2 protein-coding genes and 1 tRNA gene are annotated in these 2,594 nt (G+C 60.4%); 1 reads left to right on the top strand and 2 read right to left on the bottom strand.

All coding sequences use genetic code 11. From position 1 onward, the window contains the following. Nucleotides 1–603: 603 nt before the first annotated feature. Complete coding sequence (locus SY26_RS14890; RefSeq protein WP_046001190.1) at nt 604–1,641, bottom strand: zinc-dependent alcohol dehydrogenase family protein; 1,038 nt, start codon at nt 1,639–1,641, stop codon at nt 604–606. 143 nt (nt 1,642–1,784) lie between these two features. Between SY26_RS14890 and SY26_RS14885 the strand changes: the two genes are divergently transcribed. Next, complete coding sequence (locus SY26_RS14885; protein WP_046001189.1) at nt 1,785–2,261, top strand: Lrp/AsnC family transcriptional regulator; 477 nt, start codon at nt 1,785–1,787, stop codon at nt 2,259–2,261. A 227-nt stretch (nt 2,262–2,488) separates the two neighbouring features. Here SY26_RS14885 and SY26_RS14880 read toward each other — a convergent pair. Next, nucleotides 2,489–2,565, bottom strand: a tRNA-Met gene (locus tag SY26_RS14880). Nucleotides 2,566–2,594 lie beyond the last annotated feature (29 nt).

Raw genomic sequence — 2,594 nt, 5'->3', positions numbered from 1 at the left:
TACGCTGTCGCGCGCGATGTTGAAATGACGCGCTGCCTCGCGCTGGCTCATCCCCTCGGCACAGGCCAGTCGCACTCTACGATACAAGTCCACGGTGAAAATCCTCCCGCCCTCCCTGTCGCCAGAAAGGGTAAAGGTGGACGACTTTTACGCCGCCCGCAGCAGGATCATCCCGCCGCTACCGTGGCCGACTTTTGCACCGCCGTTCTCAGGAGGTGTGTCGCGACCACGGTGGCCAGGCTTGCAACGATCGTGATGAGCTAAATCAGCCAATCCCTGACGCCGTTCGATCAAATCAGAGCGGAGCAGGCCTGCCGTATGAAACCGGGCCTTTCAATGCCATAAAGACCGGCTGACCTCATCTTCCCACTATTGACCGGACAAAAAATGGCGCGCGACCACTGTTTGTGCCATAGTTATGGCGGTCATACACTAAACGCTTATTCCTGCTGCGAACCTGCAGCCGGTGGCTTCCCGTGATAAGACGATACCCACCTCGCTGCCAAAACCACGCGCACCAGACCTTCCGTTCACGACCTGACCGGACCTTGAGAGCAGGGAGATGGGGATCCAAACACCATGATCCCTTTCTCTCTGATGTTCCTAGAACCGGGTGATGATCGTGGCGCCGACGGACTGAAACCTGTCCATGTTCACCAAGGCCGCGGGGGCTTCGGCAAGGCTGATCCGGTCCCCCACCAGCCGCGCGGGATCAAGCTTGCCACTGGCCACCATGTCCAGCATCGCGCCGTAGCGATGAGCCTGCATCCCATGCGAGCCCAGGATCTCGATCTCTTGACCGACGATCCTGGGCATGGGCACGGCCGGTGCCGCGTGATCGCCCAGCATCAGGCCCACTTGGATATGCTTGCCGCGCGGCCGCAGACAGAGGATGGAATTGGTCATCGTCACCGTATGCCCAAGCGCATCGATCGACACGTTCGCGCCACCCCGAGTGATCTCCCGGATCGCTTCGGGGACATTCTCCTGCCTGCCGTCGATCACGAAAGCCGCACCAAGCGCACGGGCCAGATCCAGCTTTGCCGGATCAAGGTCCACGCCGATGACGTTGGCCCCGGCCGCTGCGGCGATCATCACCGCGGACAGACCCACCCCGCCACATCCGTGAACGGCCACCCATTGCCCCGCACTGACCCGCCCCTGATCGACGACAGCACGAAAGGACGTGGCGAACCGGCAACCCAAGCTGGCAGCGGTGGCGAAATCCATGCCGTCCGGCAGGGCAACCAGGTTCAGGTCGGCTCTGTGGATGGCAACATATTCAGCAAACGAACCCCAATGGGTGAAGCCCGGCTGCTCCTGGTGCAGGCAGACCTGCTGATGTCCGGCATGGCACTCCGAGCAGCTGCCACAGCTGCAGATGAACGGGACGGTGACCTTGTCCCCCACTGCCCACTTGGTGACGTCCTTGCCGACGGCCACCACCACCCCTGCCAATTCGTGGCCCGGAACATGCGGAAGCTCGATGTCGGGATCATGCCCCTTCCAGCCGTGCCAATCGCTGCGGCAGACGCCCGTCGCCTCCACCTTGAGAACGACGCCATGCGCGGCTGGGGTCGGGTCCGGAAGGGTGACGAGCGTGGGCATTTCCCCGAACGTCTCAAACATCACGGCTTTCATGGGGTCAGCTCCTTCAGGTGGTGAACCATCGGCTGTCATCCTAGCCACATGGCGGGAAAGCGCTTTGCCAATCTTCTTATCATTTGCCATCATTGAGGCAGACTCTGCCCTTTTGATGTGCCAACCCACGGATACTCTGCTCCATGACCAAGATTGACGCCGTCAGTATGCAAATGCTTACGTTGCTTCAAGACGACGGCCGCATGACAAATGCCAAACTGGCCGAGACGCTGTCGATGAGCGAAACGCCATGCTGGCGGCGTCTGAAGCGGCTGGAGGAAAGCGGCATCATCGAGGGCTATCAGGCCCGGTTGAACCGCCGGAAGATCGGACTGGGCGTGATGGCATTCGTCCAACTGCGCTGTTCCGAACACGATGCGACAGCGACCGCTACGTTTCAGCGCATCATCGAAACCTCGCCCAATATCCTGTCCTGCCACAACACGACCGGCGCCGACGATTTTCTGCTCATCGCCGTCGCGCGAGATCTGGATGACTACAGCACCTTCGTCGAGACCACGCTTCGACGGCTTCCCGGCGTCACCAGCATCCGGTCGAACCTGTCGTTGCGAGAGATGAAATCCTCAAGCCGGCTACCAATCATGCGAAGCGACAGCTGACGCCTTCTCCAAGCGTGATGCGTCGAGCACCAAGGCGTATAGCCCCGAATGCTCCTTCAAGTCGGGCAGACGCTACATTACCGCAAAGGAAATTATGACCCACGGTTTTCCACTTTTAGGTAAGCTTGCGGCGATTCTTGGCCTTGCGGAAGGCCAGGCCGGCATCAGTCGCCCGGACATGCGAAAGCCCCGGCGTTTGGCCGGGGCTGGTGGTGAGTCTTTGACGGTGGTTGCGGGGACAGGATTTGAACCTGTGACCTTCAGGTTATGAGCCTGACGAGCTACCGGGCTGCTCTACCCCGCGCCAAGGTTGTCCTGATCGGGTTTGTATTA

The sequence above is a fragment of the Paracoccus sp. 228 genome, assembly GCF_000967825.1.
Taxonomy (GTDB): Bacteria; Pseudomonadota; Alphaproteobacteria; order Rhodobacterales; family Rhodobacteraceae; genus Paracoccus; species Paracoccus marcusii.
This window is presented reverse-complemented; position numbering and strand designations above follow the sequence as displayed.

What these genes read in the sequence shown, in the direction of transcription:
- SY26_RS14890 (WP_046001190.1), bottom strand. Translation starts at nt 1,641, where the DNA reads ATGAAAGCCGTGATGTTTGAGACGTTCGGGGAAATGCCCACGCTCGTC.
- SY26_RS14885 (WP_046001189.1), top strand. Translation starts at nt 1,785, where the DNA reads ATGACCAAGATTGACGCCGTCAGTATGCAAATGCTTACGTTGCTTCAA.